Annotated in this window: 21 protein-coding genes and 2 other annotated features; of the genes, 4 read left to right on the plus strand and 17 right to left on the minus strand. The window is 41.5% G+C overall.

The window, feature by feature from the left end; all coding sequences use genetic code 11:
* The first annotated feature begins 123 nt into the window (after nucleotides 1-123).
* Nucleotides 124-306, plus strand: a complete 183-nt coding sequence (locus ACIQZD_RS08065) for a YlaF family protein (protein ID WP_034314013.1) — start codon at nucleotides 124-126, stop codon at nucleotides 304-306.
* Between the two features lie 111 nt (nucleotides 307-417).
* Here the strand turns inward: ACIQZD_RS08065 and ACIQZD_RS08070 are convergent, their stop codons facing one another.
* Complete coding sequence (locus tag ACIQZD_RS08070) at nucleotides 418-1,224, minus strand: inositol monophosphatase family protein (RefSeq protein ID WP_402900537.1); 807 nt, start codon at nucleotides 1,222-1,224, stop codon at nucleotides 418-420.
* Between the two features lie 406 nt (nucleotides 1,225-1,630).
* Nucleotides 1,631-1,828: a hypothetical protein gene (locus ACIQZD_RS08075; RefSeq protein ID WP_034314018.1), complete on the minus strand. Its 198-nt coding sequence runs from the start codon at nucleotides 1,826-1,828 to the stop codon at nucleotides 1,631-1,633.
* Between the two features lie 194 nt (nucleotides 1,829-2,022).
* On the opposite strand from ACIQZD_RS08075, the gene ACIQZD_RS08080 reads away from it, so the two are divergent.
* Complete coding sequence (locus ACIQZD_RS08080; RefSeq protein ID WP_402900540.1) at nucleotides 2,023-2,643, plus strand: YktB family protein; 621 nt, start codon at nucleotides 2,023-2,025, stop codon at nucleotides 2,641-2,643.
* 264 nt (nucleotides 2,644-2,907) lie between these two features.
* Here ACIQZD_RS08080 and trpA read toward each other — a convergent pair whose 3' ends face one another.
* The 9 genes from trpA to ACIQZD_RS08125 form a co-directional block, all read right to left on the minus strand.
* Nucleotides 2,908-3,687 carry a tryptophan synthase subunit alpha gene (trpA, locus tag ACIQZD_RS08085; protein ID WP_402900542.1) on the minus strand — a complete coding sequence of 260 codons (780 nt, stop codon included), beginning with the start codon at nucleotides 3,685-3,687 and terminating at the stop codon, nucleotides 2,908-2,910.
* Nucleotides 3,680-4,885, minus strand: a complete 1,206-nt coding sequence (trpB, locus tag ACIQZD_RS08090; protein ID WP_402900545.1) for a tryptophan synthase subunit beta — start codon at nucleotides 4,883-4,885, stop codon at nucleotides 3,680-3,682. Before trpB ends, trpA begins: the two co-directional genes overlap by 8 nt.
* A gap of 4 nt (nucleotides 4,886-4,889) precedes the next feature.
* Nucleotides 4,890-5,504, minus strand: coding sequence for a phosphoribosylanthranilate isomerase (locus ACIQZD_RS08095; protein ID WP_402900548.1), 615 nt, complete (start codon nucleotides 5,502-5,504; stop codon nucleotides 4,890-4,892).
* Nucleotides 5,505-5,514: 10 nt separating this feature from the next.
* Nucleotides 5,515-6,291, minus strand: coding sequence for an indole-3-glycerol phosphate synthase TrpC (gene trpC / locus ACIQZD_RS08100; protein WP_402900551.1), 777 nt, complete (start codon nucleotides 6,289-6,291; stop codon nucleotides 5,515-5,517).
* Entirely contained in the window at nucleotides 6,291-7,313 is a 1,023-nt protein-coding gene (trpD, locus tag ACIQZD_RS08105; protein ID WP_402900554.1) for an anthranilate phosphoribosyltransferase, read from the minus strand. The genes trpC and trpD overlap by 1 nt, the downstream gene beginning before the upstream one ends.
* Before the next feature lie 27 nt (nucleotides 7,314-7,340).
* Nucleotides 7,341-7,946 carry an anthranilate synthase component II gene (locus tag ACIQZD_RS08110; protein WP_402900557.1) on the minus strand — a complete coding sequence of 202 codons (606 nt, stop codon included), beginning with the start codon at nucleotides 7,944-7,946 and terminating at the stop codon, nucleotides 7,341-7,343.
* Complete coding sequence (trpE, locus tag ACIQZD_RS08115) at nucleotides 7,943-9,337, minus strand: anthranilate synthase component I (protein WP_402900560.1); 1,395 nt, start codon at nucleotides 9,335-9,337, stop codon at nucleotides 7,943-7,945. The genes ACIQZD_RS08110 and trpE overlap by 4 nt, the downstream gene beginning before the upstream one ends.
* Before the next feature lie 170 nt (nucleotides 9,338-9,507).
* Nucleotides 9,508-9,744: a binding site (T-box leader), on the minus strand.
* Between the two features lie 35 nt (nucleotides 9,745-9,779).
* Nucleotides 9,780-10,009: a binding site (T-box leader), on the minus strand.
* Nucleotides 10,010-10,078: 69 nt separating this feature from the next.
* Complete coding sequence (locus ACIQZD_RS08120) at nucleotides 10,079-10,354, minus strand: UPF0223 family protein (RefSeq protein ID WP_063596342.1); 276 nt, start codon at nucleotides 10,352-10,354, stop codon at nucleotides 10,079-10,081.
* A 56-nt stretch (nucleotides 10,355-10,410) separates the two neighbouring features.
* Nucleotides 10,411-11,370 carry an NAD(P)H-dependent flavin oxidoreductase gene (locus ACIQZD_RS08125; protein ID WP_402900563.1) on the minus strand — a complete coding sequence of 320 codons (960 nt, stop codon included), beginning with the start codon at nucleotides 11,368-11,370 and terminating at the stop codon, nucleotides 10,411-10,413.
* A gap of 416 nt (nucleotides 11,371-11,786) precedes the next feature.
* Here ACIQZD_RS08125 and ACIQZD_RS08130 point away from each other — a divergent pair, with 416 nt between their 5' ends.
* Complete coding sequence (locus tag ACIQZD_RS08130) at nucleotides 11,787-13,244, plus strand: aminotransferase class I/II-fold pyridoxal phosphate-dependent enzyme (RefSeq protein ID WP_402900566.1); 1,458 nt, start codon at nucleotides 11,787-11,789, stop codon at nucleotides 13,242-13,244.
* A 145-nt stretch (nucleotides 13,245-13,389) separates the two neighbouring features.
* Here the strand turns inward: ACIQZD_RS08130 and ACIQZD_RS08135 are convergent, their stop codons facing one another.
* Complete coding sequence (locus tag ACIQZD_RS08135; protein ID WP_072272684.1) at nucleotides 13,390-13,515, minus strand: GapA-binding peptide SR1P; 126 nt, start codon at nucleotides 13,513-13,515, stop codon at nucleotides 13,390-13,392.
* 374 nt (nucleotides 13,516-13,889) lie between these two features.
* Between ACIQZD_RS08135 and ACIQZD_RS08140 the strand changes: the two genes are divergently transcribed.
* On the plus strand, nucleotides 13,890-14,324 hold the full coding sequence (locus tag ACIQZD_RS08140) for a DUF1885 family protein (protein ID WP_402900573.1): 435 nt from the start codon (nucleotides 13,890-13,892) through the stop codon (nucleotides 14,322-14,324).
* A 26-nt stretch (nucleotides 14,325-14,350) separates the two neighbouring features.
* Here the strand turns inward: ACIQZD_RS08140 and ACIQZD_RS08145 are convergent, their stop codons facing one another.
* The 5 genes from ACIQZD_RS08145 to ACIQZD_RS08165 form a co-directional block, all read right to left on the minus strand.
* The gene (locus tag ACIQZD_RS08145) at nucleotides 14,351-14,788 is read right to left on the minus strand and encodes a polysaccharide deacetylase family protein (protein ID WP_402900576.1); all 438 of its coding nucleotides are present in this window, start codon (nucleotides 14,786-14,788) and stop codon (nucleotides 14,351-14,353) included.
* Nucleotides 14,782-15,177 carry a polysaccharide deacetylase family protein gene (locus ACIQZD_RS08150; RefSeq protein WP_402900579.1) on the minus strand — a complete coding sequence of 132 codons (396 nt, stop codon included), beginning with the start codon at nucleotides 15,175-15,177 and terminating at the stop codon, nucleotides 14,782-14,784. Before ACIQZD_RS08150 ends, ACIQZD_RS08145 begins: the two co-directional genes overlap by 7 nt.
* A 45-nt stretch (nucleotides 15,178-15,222) precedes the next feature.
* Nucleotides 15,223-15,480: a hypothetical protein gene (locus tag ACIQZD_RS08155; protein ID WP_402900582.1), complete on the minus strand. Its 258-nt coding sequence runs from the start codon at nucleotides 15,478-15,480 to the stop codon at nucleotides 15,223-15,225.
* A 265-nt stretch (nucleotides 15,481-15,745) separates the two neighbouring features.
* Nucleotides 15,746-17,158, minus strand: a complete 1,413-nt coding sequence (gene lpdA, locus ACIQZD_RS08160) for a dihydrolipoyl dehydrogenase (protein WP_402900585.1) — start codon at nucleotides 17,156-17,158, stop codon at nucleotides 15,746-15,748.
* 3 nt (nucleotides 17,159-17,161) lie between these two features.
* Complete coding sequence (locus ACIQZD_RS08165) at nucleotides 17,162-18,520, minus strand: dihydrolipoamide acetyltransferase family protein (RefSeq protein ID WP_101224535.1); 1,359 nt, start codon at nucleotides 18,518-18,520, stop codon at nucleotides 17,162-17,164.
* Between the last annotated feature and the right edge of the window lie 40 nt (nucleotides 18,521-18,560).

Below are 18,560 nucleotides of genomic sequence, written 5' to 3' on the forward strand. Positions count from 1 at the left end.
AAATTCACTCCTAAAAAAGTTTGTGTATAACGTATCACTAGTATTAACTTACATATTATATCACAAACATACTAGAAACAAATACAGAAATTATGTACAATAGATATATTAGGGGTGATATTAATGAACATTAAATGGAATTTCTTAATATTAGCGGTATTGGCAACATCCAGCATTGGCTCCATTGGCATCTTCATTGCTGAAAAAAGCTTGATTGGAATATTGGCTGCAATCGTTATTCTTTGCGGAATAATGGGGTTCGGTTTCACTCAGAAGAAGAAATTACGCGAAGCCGGGAAGTTATAATATAAAAAACTCGCTGACAGACAGCGAGTTTTTTTGTTAATTATTTCAAAATGGAGTATTTGATTCCATCCGTGCAAGATATTTATCCTGCACCCAATAATGCCCTTGATGCTAACGGCTGGAGTTTCCTGACAAGTATTTATCGAATACTTCTTTGTGAAGCCCGGGTTTAGATACGAAAAGTGAGTCGCCTTCTAAATAATTCAATTTGTCACCTTTAATATTACTAACTTCCCCGCCCACTTCCTCAACCAGCAAAACTCCCCCGGCAAAGTCCCAAGGCATGAGTCTCATGGTTATGTATGCATCAATCCTTCCAGCTGCCACGAATGCCAGCTCCAATGCTGCCGAGCCATAAGAACGTGTCCCTCTTGCATCCCGAACCAGCGGTGCCAAAAGACTCGGGTCAATCCTCCGGTTTTCCGTTACCCAGCTAGCATTAATGGAAATGATCGCTTTGCTTACTGATGCCTCTTCAAGTGACGGGAGCCTTTGATCATTCAGAAATGCTCCCTGCCCCTTGACCGCATGATATAATTCATCACTGAAGACATCATAAACCATGCCAATCTTTCCAATGCCATCCACATAAACCCCAAGAGAAATTGCAAAATTCCTCTGTTGATGAATGAAATTCAAAGTTCCATCAATTGGATCGATGATCCACACCGTACCTTTTAGGTCTTTAATATCATGGCCCATTCCCTCTTCGCCAAAAATGCGGTGTTCAGGAAAGACTTCGCCGATTTTTTCGCAAAAAAACTTTTCTATCCCCTTATCCATATTAGTGACCAAATCATTCGGATTCGTTTTCATTTCAATATTCAACTTGGTTTTAAAGGACGCCCTTAGCCTAGTACCCGCTTCTTTCATCCATAACTTCGCATATGTATCCATTTCCTTGACCGATGCCATCATAATATCCCCGTCCTTTATGATCAGAAACTACATTAAAATGATCCACTTCTAAAGATTAAAGCAAATATAGCTTGCCTTCAAGTTTTTAACATCTTAAATTTTCCATTTTTTAAAACATATGAGGAAAGAAGGTTCCTTGACCATCCATCCATTAATCGGTTTCGCAATCATGAGTTAGCCCGCATGAATACTTTTCAAACCACTTTACCTTAACGTCTCCCTTCCTTATTAAATGGAACCGAACCAAAATAAAATACCACCTTATATATTTTGGACATTTAATGAAAAACGGACACATTATTTTTCAATAAAATAAAGTGTCCGTTCATCTATAATAAAATTCCTTGTATTGAAATTGATTCATTTCCTTTATTCATTCTCCTTCAAGATCTCTGCAGCCAATCATTTACAAGGCTTTCAGTTTTAACAATTCCAAGCGGATGCGTTCAAGCCTTTGCTTGCATTGTGACCTCTTTTGGTCATTCTCTTCACCAATTGCTTCAAAAAGGGTTGCTAATTCATAGTCCATTTCCATTCTCAACACTGCAGCTCTATGTCTTTCAACTTCTTTAGCTTTTAATGCTTGGTTCATGACTTGTTTCATAATTAACATTCTCCCTTCATCAATTAACGTAATTTTCTGAATTTATATTATCATATGATTTCCTACAACAAATAGCAACTAATTTGTGCTTTAACTTATAAGTAATTTTACATCGCCAACCCAAATCGTATTTTTTAAATTTTACTTTTACTTATGCTACAATATGTGCAGATATTACGGTAGGAGAGATGAAAATGAATATAGCAAGTTTTACAGCAAGTGATTTTGATGTTTTTAAAATTGATGGATTGGAATCCCGCATGGATGCTTTAAAAGAACGGATCCAGCCCAAATTACAAGCCCTAGGAGAGCACTTTTCTCAAAAACTGTCAGTTATGACCGGCGATGAAATGTACCCTCACGTTGCAAAGCATGCTAGACGGACAGTGAATCCTCCTAATGATACATGGGTTGCTTTCGCTGCCAACAGCAGAGGTTATAAAATGATGCCGCATTTCCAAATCGGGTTATGGGAAACGCATATGTTCATCTGGTATGCCGTCATTTATGAAGCCCCTAATAAAACGGAAATCGGAAAGCATCTGGAGCAGCAGGCAGACCGATTGGTGAATAGCATTCCCTCCCATTATGTTTGGTCAATGGACCATACTAAACCTGATGTCATCCCTCATGAAGGTCTTGGAGTAGATGATTTGAATTCAATGTTCACTCGTTTGCAAACGGTAAAGAAAGCCGAACTTCTATGCGGGATAAAAATTTCCCGTGATGACGCCATTAAGTTAAAAGATGATGATTTCATTCAAACCATACAAGATGCGTTTGAACATCTTTTACCCTTATATCAATTAAATTAAACACATTTGATTTGTATTCGGAACCAACAAAAAACTGGTTAAGATAAAAGGAGAGCCTTAAGGCTCTCCTCAGACTGTAGACAAACTCGGTCATTATAGAGTCTGTCTACAGTTTTTTTAGGTTTTTAAAATTTGACCTTGCCTCCAGACACTCGCTTTCCGCGGGCGGTCCGCCCTCGGCGCTCTTGCGCCCCTGGACACGCTTTTCCCGCAGGAGTCTCGAACACCCGCCCCAATCTGGGCAGCCTGGGAGTCTCTCCATTCCTATTTTTGCACTACCCCTTTACTTGCTTGTATCAATTCACTAATTTGATCTTCCTTACCTGTCTCGAAGCAATCGATGATCTTGCTGCCGACTATGACACCATCGCAGTATTGTATTGCATCACGGACATGATCTGGCGTCGATATGCCGAACCCGGCAAGAACGGGAACCGGACTTATCTCTTTTACCTTCTTTAAATAGCCTCCAAGTTCTTCTCCAAAGGCGTCACGGGCACCTGTAATGCCTTTGACTGTAACTGCGTAGATAAAGCCCTCAGCCCCTGCGGTAATCTCAGTGATACGCTCTTTCGATGACGTGAGTGTCACAAGTCGGATAAGAACGATTCCTGCAGTTTTGATTGATGAAAAGATGGCTTCTTCTTCAATCGGTAAATCGGGGATGATGCACCCGGAAATCCCTGCTTGCAGACAATCATTCGTAAACTCTTTAAGTCCATATGCCAGGATTGAATTCGTATATCCCATTAAAATAATTGGAATGGTCACATCATTTTTGATTTCGATTACTTTTTTCAGGACATCTTTTAAAGTTGTTCCATTTTCCAAAGAACGGATGCCAGCTTGTTGGATAACCGGTCCATCTGCGACAGGGTCAGAGAATGGGATACCTAGTTCAACGGCAGTCGCCCCGCTGTTTTCAAGGAAAAGAAGCTGGCTCTTTAACCGTTCAAGACCTCCATCGCCTGCCATGATATATGGGATGAATGCTTTTTCCTGTTTTGTTTGACATTCTTGAAGCGCGTTTGTTAATTTATTCATGTTTACTACCCCCTATCAACGATTGGACCGTTTCAACATCCTTATCACCACGGCCGGACAGGCAAATCACCAGTCCTGTTCCTTTCTCCATTTCTTTAGCAAGCTTTAAACCGTAGGAAATCGCATGTGAACTTTCTAAAGCAGGGATGATCCCTTCCTCCCTTGAAAGCAATGCTAGAGCTTCCAAGGCTTCAGTATCGGTTACCGAAGTATATTCCACCCGATTTGTATCTTTTAAGTAACTATGTTCAGGCCCTACCCCTGGATAATCCAGCCCTGCTGAAATTGAATGTGCCTCCTGGATCTGACCGTCCTCGTTCTGCAACACATACATGAATGCCCCGTGGAGCACCCCAGGTTTCCCCTTCGTCAAACTTGAAGCATGCAATGGTGTTTCAAGTCCATGCCCTGCCGCTTCCACTCCGTATAATTTTACCGTTTCATCCTCAATGAAGGGATAAAACATTCCCATTGCATTACTTCCTCCGCCTATGCAAGCGACTACTGCATCCGGTAGGGAATGAACCGCCTCCGAATATTGACGCTTTGTCTCATTCCCTATCACGCTTTGAAAATCACGAACTATAACGGGGAATGGATGCGGTCCAAGAACCGATCCCATTATATAATGGGTGTCATCCACATTCGCCACCCAATATCGTAACGCCTCATTCACTGCATCCTTCAGTGTCCCGCTTCCTTGTGATACAGATATGACCTTGGCTCCCAAAAGCTCCATCCTGAATACATTTAATTTCTGTCTCCTGATATCTTCTTCTCCCATAAATATGATGCATTCCAACTTCAGCAATGCACACACAGTAGCCGTTGCTACCCCATGCTGCCCTGCACCCGTTTCGGCGATCACCTTTTTCTTGCCCATTTTCTGAGTCAGCAAAGCCTGACCGATCGTATTATTTATTTTGTGGGCCCCGGTATGATTCAAATCTTCGCGCTTCAGGTAAATATTTGCACCACCAGCCAGTCTCGTTAAGTTCTCCGCAAAATAAAGTGGTGTTTCCCGACCGATATATTGTTTCAGGTAATAGCTTAGCTGACTTTGGAATTCAGGATCATTTTTAGATTGTTCATATACTTCTTCAAGCTCCGTAATCGCCGCCATTAAAGTTTCCGGAACGAAACGGCCTCCATATGCTCCAAAATGTCCAGTTTTATCAGGCTGTATATAAGTGTTCATCTATTCATTCCTCTTTTCCGGCTGTATATTTTGCCTCATTAATAAATGCTTTTATTTTTGCTGCATCTTTTAATCCGTTTGTTTCAACACCACTGGCTACGTCAACTGCGAACGGTGAAACGGCATCAATCGCTTTTCCGACATTTTCCGGAGTCAGCCCACCCGCTAGAATCACCTTCCCCAGTGGCAGTTCCGCTTTTCGAATCATATCCCAATCCAAAGTCAATCCCATTCCAGATGAACTCTTAGGAAGATCAACTAATAGATAATCTGCTGGGTATTCATGAAGGTTTTCAAGGTCTTTCTCTGAATTGACCGCAAAGGCCTTGATCACCGGTAAGGGCATTCTGCGGGCGAAGCTGGCAGACTCGTTACCATGAAGCTGAATATAATCCAATCCTGCAATTTCAGCACTTTTTACCACTTCTTGTTCAGTTTGATTGGCAAACACTCCGACTTTTTTAACATGTCCAGCTAGATTGGCTCCGAATTCTCCCACTATCTCTGGCTCAACCTTCCTGCTGCTCTCGGCAAAGATGAAACCAATGAAGTCTGCCCCTGATTCAACAGCAGTCTGAGCGGCTGCCAATGTCTTTATCCCACAGATTTTCACTAACATATTAATCTCCTTATATACTCATTTGCAGTTCGGCCATCGTGTGCGGAAGATTTGATGCAGTCATCAGTGTCTCCCCGACTAAAATCGCTTTTGCACCAGCTTCCTTCACACGCATCACGTCTTCTTTTGTCTTGATGCCACTTTCACTGATAATGATATGGCGTGTTGGATCAAGTAACTTCGCCAGTCGTTCCGTTACAGCCAAATCCACTTTGAAGGTCTTTAAATTCCGATTGTTAATCCCTATGAGCTCTGCATTCAGCTCGAGAGCCTGTTTTAGTTCGGCTTCATCATGGACTTCCGTCAATACTTCAAGCCCTTTCTTTTTTGCATATTGATATAATTCATGAAGTCGTTCTTTAGAAAGTGCTGCCACAATCAATAGAATGATAGTTGCACCAGCTTGATGGGCACGATCGATTTGGATTTCATCGATGATGAAATCTTTGCAAAGCCTGGGAATCCGTATAGCCTCGCTTACGTTTCTCAAATCTGCAATTGATCCTTTAAAGAAAACCTCATCCGTCAATACGGATATCGCTGCCGCTCCGCCGCTTTCATATGAAAGGGCCTGCTCGATCGGATTAACATTGATTTTAATGTCCCCTTTTGAAGGGGAAGCCCGTTTTATTTCCGCGATAACAGACATCGATTTCGCCGTTTTCAAATTATCCACCAAAGATGGTCTGACTATGTTGACCATGACCGAATCACCTAAGCCCCTTTCTTTTAATTTTGCGACTTCCACCTTTTTCTGTTCGATGATTTTCGTTAAAATATTTTCCATTACATGACCACCTTATTTCTATTGCCATAAGCAATCAGATTTTCTAACTTTGCAAGAGCCGATCCGCTATCAAGGCTTTCCTTGGCCATGGAGATTCCTTTTTTGATCGTTGCTGCCGTTCCATGTGCGTATAATCCCAATCCAGCATTCAATAAAACGGTATCACGATAGGCCCCTTTTTCCCCCTTGAGAATCCTAAGCATGATATCGGCATTTTGTTTGGCATCACCGCCGCGGATGGCATCATTTCCGTAAACCGGCAGATCCACTTCTTCAGGATGCAGCGTAAATGGGTTAATATCCCCCTGCTCCAAGAGCACGAGTGAATTTTCCCCCTGTAGGCTCGCTTCATCCATGAATCCGGCACCATTTATCACGACCGCGCGTTTCCTGCCTAATTTATGCAGGACTTCCGCAAAAAGCTCGAGCATATCGCGTCGATTGATTCCCATCAATTGCGTATCGAGTTGGACTGGATTTGTCAAAGGTCCGATGAGATTAAATATCGTCGGGATTTTCAGTTCTTTTCTCACTTTCATTATCCGTGCAATATTAGGGTGGACCGATGGGGCAAATAAGAATGCGATCCCATTTACCTCCAACAGTTCTTTTAACATGGCAGGCTCCAAGTACAAATTAACACCTAGCTCTTCCAATACATCCGCACTGCCCGTTTTGCTTGAAATGCTACGGTTTCCATGTTTGGCAACCTTGACACCGGCACCAGCCAGCACGAAGGCCGATGCTGTACTTATATTGAAGCTTTGTGACCCATCTCCTCCCGTTCCGCAATTATCCATTACATTAAGGGAGCTTGTTTGTACACTTCTTGCTTCTTTTCTCATGACCCTGACAAGGCTCGCTATTTCACCTGCCGTTTCCCCTTTGGATTTTAGGGCAATGATGAATGCTGCCATTTCGCTTTCGGTGATATCTTTAGAAAATAACGATTGGGCTGCTCTGCTCATCTCTTCTTCCGTCAATGTTTGACGCTCTGCTAACTTCGCTAAATATTCCTTCACCGCTAACTCCCCCAGTCGTTTTTTGTTTTATAAAATGGATTGTTCCTTCTCTGATTGAAAGGTTCCAGCAATCTCATAAAATTGATGTAATAATTCCTTGCCGATTTTCGTCCCTATTGATTCAGGGTGGAACTGTAAACCGTAGAGCGGGAATTCCTGATGTTTCAGGGCCATGATTTCCCCATCATCCAGTGCTACTGCCGTCACAGTCAGTTCTTCTGGCAAACTCGCCCTTTCAACTACAAGGGAATGGTAACGCATTACCGGGAATTGTAAGTCCTGTTTTGCAAATACACCTGTTCCATCATGTTCGATTACCGATGTTTTCCCATGCATGATCTGTTTCGCTCCAACCACATTCGCACCAAAAACCGCACCAATGGCCTGATGTCCCAGACAAATGCCTAAAAGCGGAACCTTCTCATAAAAATTGCGGATGATCTCCATACTGATACCTGCATCTTCCGGCCTGCCGGGTCCCGGGGAAATGACGATTGCCATTGGATTCAGTTCCTCAATTTCCGCAAGGGTGATTTCGTCATTCCTTTTTACTACGATATCTTTTTCCACTTCCCCTAAATATTGATAAAGGTTGTAAGTGAACGAGTCATAGTTATCAATTAATAAAATCATTTAGTGTGAACCTCCATTAAAGCGCGTGCTTTATTTTGTGTTTCTTCATATTCCGTTTTTGGATCTGAATCATAGACAATTCCAGCCCCTGCCTGTACATAGGCCTTGCCATCTTTAATGATCATCGTCCGAATGGCTAAAGCCATATCAAGATCCCCTCCAAAACCTATGTAGCCTATCGAGCCCGAATACATCCCCCGTTTACAATTTTCCAGTTCATTGATCAGCTCCATTGCCCTGATTTTAGGAGCACCTGAAACTGTTCCGGCAGGGAGGCAGACCGTAAGGGCATCTAAACTCGTGTACCCTTCCCTAAGCTTTCCGCTAACCTTCGAAGCAATATGCATGACATGTTGATATCTTTGAATTTCCATTTCCTCAGTGAGGTGGATTGAACCGATTTCGCAAACCCTGCCAAGATCATTTCTACCTAAATCAACAAGCATCTTATGCTCGGCAAGTTCCTTTTCATCCATCAGCAGGCTTTTTTCGAAGCCCTTATCTTCTTCATCCGTTTTCCCTCTCGGCCGTGTGCCGGCGATGGGATTAACATGAACCATTCCTGATGAAACACTGATTAAACTTTCTGGAGACGACCCAATGATTGTATAGTCGCCAAATTCTATATAAAACATATAAGGAGAAGGGTTGGCTAATCGCAAACGTCGGTAAGCATCGAAAGGCTCCCCATCGAAATCCGCTTTAAACCTTTGTGATAAAACGACTTGGAACACTTCACCGGCTACAATCGCCGCTTTGACTTCAAGGACCATTTTCTCGAATTCATCCTGACTGAAATTCGAATCGAATTCCAAATATTCCGACGATATTTCCTTTGACGGCTTGCTTGCCTGATTGATTTTTCCCTTCATCTCCAATAAACTTTTTTCACTATCTTCTTCCGCAGTCAAAAGATGGATCTTCTGCAGAACATGATCGAATATATACAATTCTTTATAAAAAAGAAAATGAGCATCAGGCATTTGCAGGGAATCAGGAGGAACCGGACCTATATTTTCATATAGACGAATGATATCATAGCCCATATATCCGATTGCGCCACCGTTAAAAGGAGGAAGATGTATGGGAGCCTCTCCTATTTCCACTAATAATTCGTTTTTTAGAAACTCGATGATATTGATGTTCTTTACGATTTGGTCACCTGTTTCAGTGTCTTTCACATTTACTTGGTCAGCAAGTGATGTCACCTCCAGGTACGGTTTTGAACCTAGATAAGAGTAGCGGCCGTTGTCATGATGCGAATTTGAACTTTCCAATAAAAACTTCTGGTCACCATCCAATTTCTGAAATATGGCAATGGGTGTGTGGATATCCCCTTCAATTGTGTCCATTTTAAAACGGAGTATTTTTTTTTCATCCAAATTATTCATCTCATTTCCCTCCCGATTCTTATACGTTTTTTATAAACCTCCGAAGGGAAAACCCTTTTGGCCAAGTGCCGGAGTTTTCAATTCCTCTGGATAGTTTTTGATGCTTCTCTAAAAGGTATATATATTGAAATTCCAATAAAAAAATCCCCCGCAAACACAAATATGTGTCTGCAGAGGACGGTATACCGCGGTGCCACCTCAAGTTGGAAAAACGCATCATTTTTCCCTCTCAAGCAAGAATGAAAAATTCTTGCGATTACCCTTTAACGGTGGCAGCCGAGTTTCCCTACTTATTTCAAGAAACCACTCATAAGTCCATTCATCTTCTTATATCGTACCGGTTTCCACCTTTTCCGGCTCTCTGTGACGCATCTAAAAAGATTACTACTCTCATTCATAGATTTAATTATCATTTCCATAAAAACGCAAAAAGGGCCCTCATCCAAAGGACGAGGAACCCGTGGTACCACCTTAATTAGCTAAATTAGCTCACTTTACGGCATTAACATGCCTATCTCCATTAACGATGAGATAATCGCCAAAGCCTACTCCGTTATCCGTTTCGGTTTGGGGCTCGGAAGTCCATTCGCTTAAATTCGTTCACCAGTTTTCAGCAACCACTGGCTCTCTGCAGAACATCATTAAGGTACTCTTCTTCGTCACTGCCTTTATCTTTTTCTTGTTTATTATGTTAAAACAATCTTTTCAGTAAGTCAATGGAGTTTTCTAAAAATTATATTTTTAATTTTTCATTTTTATCCATTCTCCGTCATCGATTCCTTTTGCCTTCTTTATAACAAGATAGGCTGAATAGGTGCTGACTGACTCGAACTCATCCGTATACTTTTTTTCATCCGCCTTACCGGGGACTATTTCCTTGAATCTTCGGTAAGCCTTCATGAATTCTTCCTTTTGTATTTTATTTTCATAAGCCTTCTCTACCGCTTCAAAGAATTTAATCACATCTACGATTTCGTCGGTAGACCAATCAAGATCCATTGGATATTGATAATCCATACCCTAAACACGCTCCTTCTAGATAGTTTTTCATGTTGTCCGGCAGACCATTTATATCAGTCTGCCCATTTTGAACGAATTGCTTCCGCCTGATTGATAATCCGACTGAATAGTTCAGCAGTCGATGGTACATCATGAATCAGCCCCATCACTTGTCCAGCCCAGGCAAAGCCTTCAGCTTCAATGCCGTCATGGATATAACGCTGGTTCGCTTTTCCACTTATGTAATCCTTCAATTGTTCATATCCTCCGTTTTCTTTTTCTATATCAAGGATCTTATCGGTCCAGCTATTAGCAATTACCCTGGCTGGTGCACCAATGGACCGCTTGATGATAACGGTATCATTTTCCGTGCCGGAAACCAAGGCATTTTTATATAATTCATGTGCATGAACACACTCCTTGACTGCTATGAATCTTGTCCCCATCTCGATTCCTTCGGCACCAAGTGCCATTGCTGCCATCAAACCGCGTCCATCGCCAAATCCACCCGAGGCGATGACTGGAATTTTAACGGAGTCCACAACTTGAGGAATTAACACAGAAGTTCCAATATCATCACGGCCTAAATGTCCTCCTCCCTCCTGACCAACCACCATCACTGCATCTGCCCCAAGCTGTTCAGCCTTCATTGCCTGCCTTCTTGCAGCAACAAGCACGAGTTTTTTCACCTGGGTGCCATTGACATAATCAAGAAATGGGCCAGGGTTGCCGCCGGTTACGGAAACAGCTGCAATATCCTCTTTCAAGGCTGCTTCCAGCATGTGTTCATAAGGCCTTCCATGCTGACCGATTGCAAAGTTCACACCAAACGGTTTATCCGTCAATGATTTCGTTTTTCTAATTTCATCTACCAGTTGCTCCGGGTTGTCCAAGGACATGGCCGTTACCTGCCCTAGCCCCCCTGCATTCGAAACCGCTGCAGCCAGGTCTGCATATGCTAAATGGGCCAATCCCCCTTGTACGATTGGGTATTGAATGCCTAATAAATCGGTCACACGCGTTTTCCACTTCAAACTCCTCATCTCCCTTTTCATTTGGTCGTTTGTATATTTAGCTGAATCCAAATCATTAGCTTCATTATGGCAAATATTGTTTACCCGTTCAATTTTTAAACTCACACATACAATATTAATAAAAGAAGAATTCTTGAGTAAATCCAGTAAATACTAGGAAAATGGACATTTATAAACTGCAGATAATTTTATTGAGCCCCTTAACAACAAAGACATATATAAATTGTTTAAGTCAGGACATTAAAGTCACTCTAGGCATTTATTATAAGACGTGCTATAATTCATATGTTTTATGTCTATCCACAAGCTTACAAACCATTTGAATGGAATCGGAGAAACATACGATCGTTAATAGAAAGGGAGTATATGCTCCCAAATATTTCGTACCTATTTTATTGAAAAGGGGCCACAAAGAATTGTCACAGAATGAAACACCCTTATACACTGCCTTATTGCAGCATGCAAATAGAAATCCCGTTCAATTTCATATTCCAGGTCATAAAAAAGGAAAAGGAATGGACGCTGATTTCCGTAATTTCATTGGAGAAAATGCATTATCCATAGATTTAATCAATATCGCTCCACTCGATGATCTCCATCAGCCAAAAGGGATCATTAAACAAGCTCAGGATCTTGCCGCTGAAGCTTTTGGGGCAGATCACACATTCTTTTCCGTTCAAGGAACAAGCGGAGCAATCATGACGATGGTCATGACAGTATGCGGACCTGGGGACAAAATCATCGTTCCAAGGAATGTACATAAATCCGTAATGTCTGCCATTGTATTTTCTGGAGCCGTTCCCATTTTCATCAATCCTGAAATAGACAAAGATTTGGGCATCTCACACGGTATCACCGTCGAGGCCGTTGAAAAAACTTTAAGCGAACATAGCGATGCAAAAGGATTGCTTGTCATCAATCCCACTTATTTCGGCATTTCGGCTGATCTGCAGAAAATAGTGGAAGTGGCTCATTCCCACCAAATCCCAGTACTCGTAGATGAAGCGCATGGTGTCCATATTCACTTCCACGAAGACTTGCCGATGTCAGCCATGCAAGCTGGAGCAGATATGGCTGCAACGAGTGTTCATAAACTGGGAGGTTCACTGACGGGAAGTTCCATATTAAATGTTAAGACTGGATTGGTTTCCGCAAATCGTGTTCAAGCCATACTGAGCATGCTCACAACCACCTCAACCTCCTATATCCTTCTGGCTTCCCTGGATACGGCTAGAAGACAACTTGCGACGGTAGGCAGGGAAATGGTCGATGAAGCGATCAATCTCGCAGGGTATATCCGTGAGGCCGTTAATGAGATTCCTTATCTATACTGTGTCGGCAGCGAAATTCTCGAGAGTAAGGCAGCATATAGTTATGATCCGACTAAATTGATCATATCCATTAAGGAATTGAATATTACCGGATACGACGTTGAGAAATGGCTTCGTGAAAAGCATAATATCGAAGTGGAACTTTCTGACTTGTACAATATCCTTTGCCTGATAACACCTGGAGACTCAAAAACAGAAGCGGATCTGCTGATCGCTGCCCTTAGAGACTTATCGGATGAGTTTAAGGAAATGGCTGCCGAACATGAAAAAATCGAAGTCCTGCTTCCTGATACACCACCACTGGCTTTATCACCCAGGGAGGCATTTTATGCAGAAACCGAAGTGGTTCCCATTGAGGAATCGGTCGGCAAAATCAGCGCTGAATTCATCATGGTTTACCCGCCTGGAATCCCGATTTTCATTCCAGGTGAATTGATTACTGAAGATAATATCAATTACATCCGGAAAAACATCGAGGCCGGCCTTCCTGTTCAAGGCCCTGAGGACCCAGAAATAAAATATTTACGCATTATTAAGAATTGATCGATACCAATCAAACCAGAGCAGAGTACTGCTCTGGTTTTTTTGAACCTTTTATTATTAAGCACTGGCTTCTATAAAAAGGGTGCTCCAGGTTACAATCCTGAAACACCCTTAAATTCTATTAATCTTGAAATCCTTTTTCGATTTATTTTTCAGAGGCAGCTGTATCACAGCTTTGGCAGTTGTGATTGTGTGTATATAGTACACTTACTTTTTCATCTTCAAAATGTTCAATCGTGCTATTGCAAGTTTGACATACGATAGTTCCCATTTTTACAACCCCTTCCTCTATATTGTATGCATCAATGACGTAATGTAACCGCTTTACATGAATTATAATATAACACATTTATTATTTCAAGCTAAAAAGTATAACATATATACTTTTTTCCATTTAATGAAACCTCATGTTGGATTAAATTGATTTCAATCGTTCGTTAGACATATTCTTTTTATTAATACACGAGATTTTTTTATAGACGAAGGGCCCCTGGAGCTGCTTTTACATATTTCATCACACACCTTGCTTCAGCATAGCAAGGTGAAAAAGGAATTTCGCCTTTTCATTTACATATAGATATGTATATAATACATCCATAAAATGTTAATATATTCTTACATTCTATCTATTTAAGGGGGATCCACATGACTGAAAATGCCTATATCAAACTTGTTCCTGAGTCCGCGAAAGGGACTGTAACCATCGAAGACGTGAAAGAATTGCTGAACTATTATCGAATGATCACAGCGAAAACCGGAAAGCAGCTGGATTGGGACTATGATAAGAAGGCATTTCCTTATGAAATAAAAGAACCGGAAAGAATGAAAGATAAGGCCATATACCTCCAATCCAAAGAAGATCGATATCACATGATATTGATAGGCGTCGACCAAGAGGTCGTTAAGGATGAAGATGGATCTGAGCGGATTCAATCCTATATCCAATTCACCCTCCCTGAAACAGCCACTTTCGGTGATAAGGGAAAAGCAAATGAATTGTGCAAGTTCCTAGCAAAGAAATTACGGGCACAGCTTCACCTCTTCAATAAACGGGTGATGTATTATTATCCAAGGAAATAAAAAAACCTGCAGATGCCGAAATTGGCTCATGCAGGCGTTTCAATTAATTTTGGATCAAGGATCTCATAACCTTTCTTTTGAAAACCTTTCACGATATCCTCTATCGCTTCACTCGTCCATTTCCGGTCATGCATAAGTAAGTTCGCGCCATTTCCTAAATAAGGGCTGTTCAACATGATTTCCGTTAAAGCTTTTTGATCCTGATACTCTTTTTCCCAGTCATATCCGTATGTCCAGTTCATGACCAACATTTTTTCTTTCTCAGCGACTTTTTTTGAATGCTCGGTATTCGATCCAAATGGCGCCCTGAAGTACTTAGGGCGTACCCCTGTAATGCCCTCAACCAAATTGTTCAATTTTACGATTTCCCGCGCCTGTTCCTTTTCGGTCAACTCTTTTAAATTCACATGGGAATAAGTATGATTGCCGATAGAAAAACCCATTTCATGAATTTCTTTTAGCATCGCTTTATTTCATCATTTTCAAGAAAGTGACCGTTCACGAAAAATATTGCAGGTACTTCAAGTCGCTTCAGGGTTTGGGCGATTGCCAGGGAATATTTATCAGGTGCATCATCAAATGTTAACAACACAACTTTCGGATTTGCATCCCCAATGGGTTTAAATGACCAATTCTCTTTATCCACCCGATATTCTGCCTTTGCATTCGTTTCGCCAATTGTTTTTGGCGTTTCTTTTTTCAAATCTTTCTCTTTATGGCTTTCATCTTGGATCGTTGTTGTCGTTTCAACACTTTTTTGATTCTCATTTTCAGTTTGACCGGAACTCGGATCATTACAAGCAATCAATGAAAATGATACAAATGTAAATAATGCTACTACTTTGTTAATCATGATTCCTCCGTGGTTGCTTCTGTCATTGCTGCTTTACTTAAAAATTCAATAAACGGGTACCAGCGTTTCCAAAAGGATTTGCAAAATCCCGTAACATAATAGACTTATCACGGTAACAAGCATGGTTCGTCTATTGGATTTTAAAATCGTCTTACCAATGTAGATGGCTAAATAAGAAAAGACCAGAAACATGAATACTTTGAAAACGAATCGATCGTTAACAGACAGCCATTCAACTAATGTATACCCGCTCCAAACGATTAGTTGAAAGAGGATTACCAGATAGTTTTTCAAGTGATCCACCTCATTTTAATATGAATATATCAGCCATGATCTTTTTATTGGCAAAAAATATTCCTATTGCACATCGCTCATCTTATTTTTTATCCTCTATTAACTTTTTCAAACCCTTTCAAGGAAAAAAGTAAGAAGTCCTTTTTATAGCTTATGCCCTTTTTGTCCTTTTCATTTAACTAGTGTGAAGAAAATCATGAATGGGCAGTTTTTGTATATCAAGTCAATACAAAAAAAGCGTACTGCATTAGCAGTACGCTTTAATAAAACTCAATTATTTAATGATGTGAATAGGAGTTCCAAGGGCAACTTCAGCAGCTTCCATTGTGATTTCCCCTAAAGTTGGATGTGCATGGATTGTCATCGCAATATCTTCGGCAGTCATTCCTGCTTCGATAGCCAAACCAAGTTCTGCAATCATATCAGAAGCGTTTGGTCCTGCAATTTGTGCTCCAATAACCAATCCGTCTTCTTTGCGAGTGATAAGCTTCACAAATCCGTCCGTATTATTTAAGGAAAGAGCACGTCCATTTGCAGCGAATGGGAATTTAGAAGCAAGCGCTTCGATTCCAGCTTCCTTCGCTTCTTTTTCATTATAACCGACAGAAGCAAGTTCCGGTTCAGAGAATACAACAGCCGGAATAGCAAGATAGTCGATTTCAGATGAATGTCCTGCAATGGCTTCAGCTGCAATTTTACCTTCGTAAGAAGCTTTATGAGCCAACTGAGGTCCAGAAACGATATCACCGATTGCGTAAATGTTTTTCACGCTAGTACGGCATTGTTTATCCGTTTCGATCAAACCGCGGTCAGTCATTTTGATTCCGACTTGTTCCAAGCCGATTTCTGCTGTATTTGGACGACGTCCAACTGTTACTAAAACGTAATCGGCTTCAACTTTTTTCTCTTCGCCTTTTACTTCATAAGTAACGGTTACGCCTGTTTCAGTTTCTTCCACGCCTTTAGCATTAGCTTTAGTAACAATTTCAGCACCTTTGTTTTTAAGGTTACGCTTAACAAGTGCTGCCATTTGTTTTTCAAAGCCCGCAGAAAGGATTTCTTCCGTACCTTCAAGGATCGTCACTTTAGTGCCAAAGCTTGCGAATGCTCCGCCAAGCTCAGTTCCGATGTAACCTCCGCCGATTACAACGATCGAACTTGGAACTTCTTCCAATGCAAGAGCGCCAGTGGAATTAAGTACACGTTTCGTATATTTAAATGACGGAATCTCGATTGGCGTTGAACCAGTTGCGATGATTGCGTTTTTAAATGTATATGTTTGGGCTGAGTCATCATTCATAACACGGATGCTGTTTTCATCAACGAAATAAGCTTCGCCAGTTACAACTTCAACATTATTGCCTTTTAACAGACTGCTAACACCGCCTGTTAGTTTTTTTACAACAGAACCTTTCCAAGCTTGTACTTTAGAAAAATCAACAGTAACTTTTTCTGCAAAGATACCCATATCTTCTGAATGCTGAGCTTCATGGAAACGGTGTCCAGCCGAAATTAAAGCTTTCGATGGGATACAGCCTACATTCAAACAAACTCCGCCGATTGTTCCTTTTTCAACGACCGTTACTTTCTGTCCAAGCTGTGCTGCGCGAATTGCGGCAACATATCCCCCTGGGCCTGAACCGATTACTAAAGTATCTGTTTCGATTGGAAAATCTCCTACTACCATTGTTTACGCCTCCATTAACAATAATTCTGGGTCGTTCAATAACTTTTTGATATGATTCAATGCATGTTGAGCTGTTGCTCCATCAATCATGCGGTGATCAAAGCTCAGTGATAATGCCAGAACTGGAGCGGCGATAATTTCCCCGTCGCGTACAATTGCTTTTTCGGCAATGCGTCCAATCCCTAGAATGGCAACTTCTGGATGATTGATTACAGGTGTGAACCATTGACCGCCTGCGGAACCGATATTCGTAATGGAGCAAGAAGCACCTTTCATTTCGTTAGGAGCCAATTTGCCGTCACGGGCTTTCGTCGCTAATTCGTTAATTTCTTGTGAAATAGCAAAAGTTGATTTACGATCTGCATCTTTTACAACTGGAACGAGCAGTCCTTTATCTGTGTCTGCCGCAATTCCGATATTGTAATAGTGTTTATGGATAATCTCACTAGCCTCATCATCAAATGATGTGTTAAGCATAGGGAATTCACGTAATGCACTTGTTAACGCTTTAACAACATAAGGTAGGAATGTAAGCTTGATTCCTTTTTCTGCAGCAATTTCCTTGAATTTCTTACGGTGAGCAACCAATAGCGTCACATCGACTTCATCCATTAATGTTACATGCGGAGCTGTCTGCTTGGATTTAACCATTGCTTTTGCGATCGCTTTTCTCATACCGCTCATTTTCTCGCGAGTTTCAGGATATTGCCCTTCTGGAATTGAAACTTTTTGTTTTTCGGTTGTTTCCGTATCATTTTGTTGTGAAGCTTCACTTTGAGCTGCTGGTTGCTGTGGAGCTGTTTTGCCGTTTTTGAAAGCATCAATGTCTTCTTTCATGATGCGGCCGTTATCCCCAGAACCAGAGATCTCACGAATGTTTACCCCTTGTTCGCGTGCATATTTCCTGACAGAAGGCATAGCGATAATACGTCGTGAAGGATCTGCCTCAACCTGTGGTTGTGCTCCCGCGCCCGTTACTCCGCTATTTTCTTGAACCGGAGCAGCCTCTTTCTTGACTTCCTGTCCAGCTTCAGCAGTTGCTTGAACCTGGGCCTCCGTATTCTTCTCGCCTTCTGCCTTCGCTTCTTCTCCATGATCCCCTTTAAACTGAAGATTTTCATAACCTGGAGCATCGAATGTTACAAGCACATCGCCAACAACGGCAACCGTTCCTTCTTGAACAAGGATTTCTTCAACGGTACCTTCCACCGGTGATGGGATTTCAACAACGGCCTTATCGTTTTGAACCTCGCAAAGCACGTCATCCTCTTGAATCTTATCTCCTGGTTTTACAAACCATTTCACTATTTCACCTTCGTGTATACCTTCTCCGATATCAGGGAGTCTAAATTGGAATGCCACTGAGTTCAACCTCCTATATTAAATCATACTTAGTGCTTTG

Source organism: Peribacillus sp. NPDC096447 (assembly GCF_044762725.1).
Lineage (GTDB): Bacteria > Bacillota > Bacilli > Bacillales > DSM-1321 > Peribacillus.

Coding starts and splice junctions, on each gene's coding strand:
- ACIQZD_RS08065 (WP_034314013.1), top strand. CDS start 124: ATGAACATTAAATGGAATTTCTTAATATTAGCGGTATTGGCAACATCC.
- ACIQZD_RS08070 (WP_402900537.1), bottom strand. CDS start 1,224: ATGATGGCATCGGTCAAGGAAATGGATACATATGCGAAGTTATGGATG.
- ACIQZD_RS08075 (WP_034314018.1), bottom strand. CDS start 1,828: ATGAAACAAGTCATGAACCAAGCATTAAAAGCTAAAGAAGTTGAAAGA.
- ACIQZD_RS08080 (WP_402900540.1), top strand. CDS start 2,023: ATGAATATAGCAAGTTTTACAGCAAGTGATTTTGATGTTTTTAAAATT.
- trpA (WP_402900542.1), bottom strand. CDS start 3,687: ATGAATAAATTAACAAACGCGCTTCAAGAATGTCAAACAAAACAGGAA.
- trpB (WP_402900545.1), bottom strand. CDS start 4,885: ATGAACACTTATATACAGCCTGATAAAACTGGACATTTTGGAGCATAT.
- ACIQZD_RS08095 (WP_402900548.1), bottom strand. CDS start 5,504: ATGTTAGTGAAAATCTGTGGGATAAAGACATTGGCAGCCGCTCAGACT.
- trpC (WP_402900551.1), bottom strand. CDS start 6,291: ATGGAAAATATTTTAACGAAAATCATCGAACAGAAAAAGGTGGAAGTC.
- ACIQZD_RS08110 (WP_402900557.1), bottom strand. CDS start 7,946: ATGATTTTATTAATTGATAACTATGACTCGTTCACTTACAACCTTTAT.
- trpE (WP_402900560.1), bottom strand. CDS start 9,337: ATGAATAATTTGGATGAAAAAAAAATACTCCGTTTTAAAATGGACACA.
- ACIQZD_RS08120 (WP_063596342.1), bottom strand. CDS start 10,354: ATGGATTATCAATATCCAATGGATCTTGATTGGTCTACCGACGAAATC.
- ACIQZD_RS08135 (WP_072272684.1), bottom strand. CDS start 13,515: ATGGGAACTATCGTATGTCAAACTTGCAATAGCACGATTGAACATTTT.
- ACIQZD_RS08140 (WP_402900573.1), top strand. CDS start 13,890: ATGACTGAAAATGCCTATATCAAACTTGTTCCTGAGTCCGCGAAAGGG.
- ACIQZD_RS08145 (WP_402900576.1), bottom strand. CDS start 14,788: ATGCTAAAAGAAATTCATGAAATGGGTTTTTCTATCGGCAATCATACT.
- ACIQZD_RS08150 (WP_402900579.1), bottom strand. CDS start 15,177: ATGATTAACAAAGTAGTAGCATTATTTACATTTGTATCATTTTCATTG.
- lpdA (WP_402900585.1), bottom strand. CDS start 17,158: ATGGTAGTAGGAGATTTTCCAATCGAAACAGATACTTTAGTAATCGGT.